The 4,493-nt window shown below is 67.7% G+C and carries 5 protein-coding genes; 3 read left to right on the top strand and 2 right to left on the bottom strand.

Annotation, left to right across the window (positions count from 1 at the left end; genetic code table 11):
* The 3 genes from WAZ62_RS11565 to WAZ62_RS11555 all read left to right on the top strand — a co-directional run.
* A partial coding sequence (locus WAZ62_RS11565) for a putative porin (RefSeq protein ID WP_422643677.1) occupies window positions 1-1,538 on the top strand: 1,538 nt, incomplete at its 5' end.
* A 2-nt stretch (window positions 1,539-1,540) separates the two neighbouring features.
* Window positions 1,541-2,164 (top strand): hypothetical protein, encoded by a 624-nt coding sequence (locus WAZ62_RS11560; RefSeq protein ID WP_422643676.1) that lies wholly within the window; start codon window positions 1,541-1,543, stop codon window positions 2,162-2,164.
* Window positions 2,161-3,048 (top strand): peptidylprolyl isomerase, encoded by an 888-nt coding sequence (locus tag WAZ62_RS11555; protein WP_422643675.1) that lies wholly within the window; start codon window positions 2,161-2,163, stop codon window positions 3,046-3,048. Before WAZ62_RS11560 ends, WAZ62_RS11555 begins: the two co-directional genes overlap by 4 nt.
* A 4-nt stretch (window positions 3,049-3,052) precedes the next feature.
* Here the strand turns inward: WAZ62_RS11555 and WAZ62_RS11550 are convergent, their stop codons facing one another.
* Both WAZ62_RS11550 and WAZ62_RS11545 read right to left on the bottom strand, forming a co-directional pair.
* Window positions 3,053-3,958 carry a hydroxymethylglutaryl-CoA lyase gene (locus tag WAZ62_RS11550; protein ID WP_422643674.1) on the bottom strand — a complete coding sequence of 302 codons (906 nt, stop codon included), beginning with the start codon at window positions 3,956-3,958 and terminating at the stop codon, window positions 3,053-3,055.
* A 7-nt stretch (window positions 3,959-3,965) separates the two neighbouring features.
* Window positions 3,966-4,493 (bottom strand): biotin/lipoyl-containing protein (locus tag WAZ62_RS11545; protein WP_422643673.1); only part of this gene is annotated, 528 nt, incomplete at its 5' end.

The raw sequence follows: 4,493 nt of genomic DNA, 5'->3' as shown, positions 1-4,493 counted from the left end.
CCGCCGCCCCGGCCCCGGCGGCGGCGCCCGGCGGCACCACGGTCGCCGTGCCCAATCGCGACGGCACGGTGCGCGTCCAATATGTGCCCGAGATGGTGCGCAAGCAGATCCGCGACGAAGTGCGCACCGAAGTGATGGCTCAGGCCAAGCGCGAAGGCTGGGCGACGCCCAACGCCATCCCCGACTGGACCCAGCGCATCAAGATCACCGGCGACATCCGCCTGCGCTACGAGGGCGATTACCTCGGCGACAGCAACGCCAACACCGGCGAATTCCCCAATTTCAACGCGATCAACACCGGCAGCCCCTACGACGTTTCGACCGGGAACGCCAATCTGCCGCCGCAGCTCAATGTCGATCAGGACCGCGAGCGGGCGCGGCTGCGCGCGCGGCTCGGCGTCGCGGCGGATCTGGGCGACGGCTTCTCGACCGGGCTTCGGGTCGCGACTGGCGACGGCTCCTCCCCCGTCAGCACCAACCAGAGCCTGGGCGGCAGCGGCGGCAATTTCAGCAAATACGCGATCTGGCTCGACCGGGCCTATATCCGTTACAAGGGCGATGTCGCCGATGGTCTCGGCCTCGTCGTCGATGGCGGGCGCTTCGACAATCCCTTCTTCGCGACCGATCTGATCTGGGACGACGATATCGGCTTCGACGGTCTCGCGCTGGCCGGCGCCTACGATCTGGGCGGCAGCGTGAAGCCCTTCGGCGTGCTCGGCGCCTTCCCGGTCTATAATACCGACTTCAACTTCGCCAGCACCGACGCGGCCAAGATGCAGAGCCACGACAAATGGCTTCTGGGCGGTCAGGCCGGCGTCGAATGGAAGATCGCCGATGATTACAGGCTGAAGGCCGGCCTCGCCTATTATCACTTCGACAACATCAAGGGCGAATTGTCGAGCCCCTGCACGGTGCTGAGCGCGTCGGACGCCTGCGACAGCGACCTGACCCGGCCCAGCTTCGCGCAGAAGGGCAATACCTACATGGCCCTGCGCGCGATCACCCCGACGTCGGCCAACGGCAATGGCACCACCGACCAGTATCAGTATTTCGGCCTGGTCACCGGCTTCCGCGAACTCGCCCTGACCGCGCGGCTCGATCTGTCCCAGTTCAAGACGCTGCCCATCGCCATCGATGGCGAATATGTGAAGAACCTGGCCTTCGACGAAAGCCGGGCGCGCGCCAACGCCGTGAACAATCGCGGCAATGTCACCACCGCCGAACCCCTTGGCGAGTTCGAGGGCGGCGACACCGCCTATATGGCGCGGCTGATCCTCGGCACCGAGCAGGTGCGCAAGCGCTGGGATTGGAACCTGCGCTTCGCCTATAAATATCTGGAATCGGACTCGGTGGTCGACGGCTTCACCGACAGCGATTTCGGCCTTGGCGGCACCAACCTCGAAGGTTTCGTCTTCGGTGGTGCCTTTGGCGTCGCCGACAATGTCGCCCTCAGCCTCCGCTGGCAGAGTGCGGACAATATCGCCGGGCCGACCTATTCCGCCGATGTGCTGCAGGCCGACGTGAGCGCGAGGTTCTGACCATGTGGCGTCCCTCCCTTCTCGCCCTCGCGATCCTGACGGCCACCGGCGGCCTCGCGCTCGCCGATCAGGATACGGAAACGCGGCTGCGCGATGCGCTGCGGAGCGCGACCAGCCAGCTCCGCGCGCTCGAGGATGAACGCACGGCGTTGCAGGCGCGGATCGCCGTCGCCGAGAAGGAGCGGGATGCCCTGAAGGCGCAGGTGGCCGCCACCCGCGATCAGCTGGCCAGCGCCCGCAAGGACACAGCGGCCGAGGCCGGCAAGGTGGCCGAACTCGAGACCCGGGCCAGCGAACAGGCCACGGCGCTCGACAGGGTGCAGGGCGTGCTCGGCCAGTGCCGCACAGCCAATGACAAGGCGGTCGCGATCGGCAAGTCGCTGGAAGAGGAGGGCCGCCGCCTGTCGGCCGAGCTGGACGGACAGCGGGGCCGAGCCGAATCCTGCGAGGCGAAGAATATCGAATTATACCGCGTCGGCAGCGAGATCCTCGATGCCTATGCCGGTGTCGGCCTTGGCGATGTGGTCGCGACGCGGGAGCCGTTCCTCGGGCTGAAGCGGGTGGAACTGGAAAACCTGGTGCAGGATTACCGGGACAAGCTGGCCGATGGCAAGGTGAAGCCGTGAGTGGTCTGCGCCGCGTTCTCCTCGCCTTCTCGCTCGGCCTCGCGGTCGCGGGACCCGCGACGGCCGATGAAGTGATCGCCCGGGTCGGCACCGTCGACGTCACGGCGACGGAAGTCCGCGCCCTGCTCGATGGCCTGAGCGCTCAGCAGCGCGAGGCCCTGTCGAAGGACCCGGCCGCGCTCGGTCGCATGTTGCGGCAATTGCTCGCCGGGCGCCTGCTCCTCGCCGAGGCCGAGGCGCGGAAATGGGACCAGCGGCCCGAGGTCGCCGCCGCGATCGAGCGCGCCCGCCAGTCGGTGATCGCCGAAAGTTACCTGAAGACCAAGGCGGTGGCGCCGGCGGATTATCCGTCCGATGCCGACATCGCTTCGGCCTATGACGCCAATCGCACCAGTTTCCTGGTGCCGCGCCAATATCGCCTCGCCCAGATTTTCATCGCCCTGCCCCAGGGGGCCGACAAGGCGGCGGAGGCCGCGGCGCAGAAGAAACTGGCGGCGGTACAGGCCGCGCTGAAACCGAAGAACGCCGATTTCCTTGGCCTGGCCCGGCAATTCTCGGACGAGGAGGGGGCGGGTGCCGATCCCGCCCTCGCCAGCGAGGCGACGATCCGCCCCGAAATCCGCGAGCGCATCGCCGGCCTCGCCGAAGGCGGCGTGACCGAGGCCATTCGCCTCGACGATGGCTGGCATGTGGTGAAACTGATCGAGACCCGGGCCGCCTACACCCGCCCGCTGGAGGAAGTCCGGCCCCAGCTGGTCGAGGCCCTGCGGCGGGAGCGCGGCCAGATGGAGGCGCAGGCCTATATGGCCGGCCTCCTGCAGGCCAATCCGGCCGCGATCAACGAGATCGCCCTGTCCCGTCTGCTGGCGGACGGGGGGAAGTAACCGCTCAAGACCGCCCCGCCAGCAACGCCCGCGCCACCTTGGAGCGGCTGGGCCGGCCGAGGTGGCCGGCGATGAATTCCCCGGCCGCCACCAGCCGATCGAGGTCGACGCCGCAATCGAGCCCGAGGCCGTTCAGCAGATAGACGACATCCTCGGTTGCGACATTGCCGCTCGCCCCCTTGGCATAGGGGCAGCCGCCCAGCCCGCCGACCGAGGCATCGAAAGTGGCGAGCCCCAGCTGCAGCGAGGCATGGATATTGGCGATGGCCATGCCATAGGTGTCGTGATAGTGGCCGGCGAGGCGGGACAGCGGCACATATTTGCCCACCGCCTCGATCATCCGGGCGATGCTGGCCGGCGTGCCGACGCCGATCGTATCGCCGAGCGAAATTTCCCGGCAGCCCATGACCATCAATTCCGCCGCGACCTGCGCCACCTGTTCGGGCTCGATGGGCCCTTCGTAAGGGCAGCCGACGACGCAGGAGACATAGCCGCGCACCGAAACCCCGGCCGTCGCCGCCGCATCCATCACCGGGCGGAAGCGCTCCAGGCTTTCGTCGATGGAACAATTGATGTTGCGTTGCGAGAAGCTCTCGGATGCCGCGGCGAAGACGGCGACTTCGGTCGCGCCCGCCTCGAGGGCGGCCTCGAAGCCTTTCAGATTGGGTGTCAGCACCGGATAGGTCACGCCCGGCCGTCGCGTGATGCCGGCCAGCACCGCCGCATTGTCGGCCATCTGCGGCACCCATTTCGGCGAGACGAAGGCCGTCGCCTCGATCATGGTCAGGCCCGCCTCGGCGAGTTTCTCGATGAGGCCGATCTTCACCGCGGTCGGCACCACGCCGGGCTCGTTCTGCAAGCCGTCGCGGGGGCCGACCTCGACCAGGGTAACCTTTTCCGGCAGCTTCATCCCGTCTTCAGCCTTCCGCCTCGAAATGGACGAGGGCCGCGCCCTCGGTCACCTGATCGCCGACCGCGAAACAATAATCCCGCAGCGTGCCGGCGGCCGGCGCATTGATCGTATGTTCCATCTTCATCGCTTCCAGCACCAGCAGGGGCGTGCCTTTTTCCAGCTTTGACCCCACTTCGGCCAGCAGGGCGACGATCTTGCCCGGCATGGGCGCGACCAGGCCGCCGGCCTCGCCTTCGTCCTCGAAATCCTGATGCAGCGGATCGTGATGCGTCAGGATGTGATGGGCGCCATCGAGGAAGACATGGCGCGCCTCGCGAAGGGCCGCGACGCTGGCCCGCAGGCGCCGGCCGTCGAGGTCCAGCGTCAGGCCACCACTCGCGTCCAGGCTGGCGCCGGCAAGGCAGCTGTGGCCATCGACGGTCAGGCGCCAGCCCTGACCCTCGGCCAGGATGGTGACGAGATGCAGGGTCTCGCCGTCGAGATAGTGCAGCCGGCGCGCGACGGGCAGGGTGGCGCGCCAGTTGTCGGCCTG

The sequence above is a fragment of the Zavarzinia sp. genome, assembly GCF_049306435.1.
Lineage (GTDB): Bacteria > Pseudomonadota > Alphaproteobacteria > Zavarziniales > Zavarziniaceae > Zavarzinia.
The sequence above is the reverse complement of the archived record's forward strand: the minus strand, read 5'-3'. Positions and strand labels throughout refer to the sequence as shown.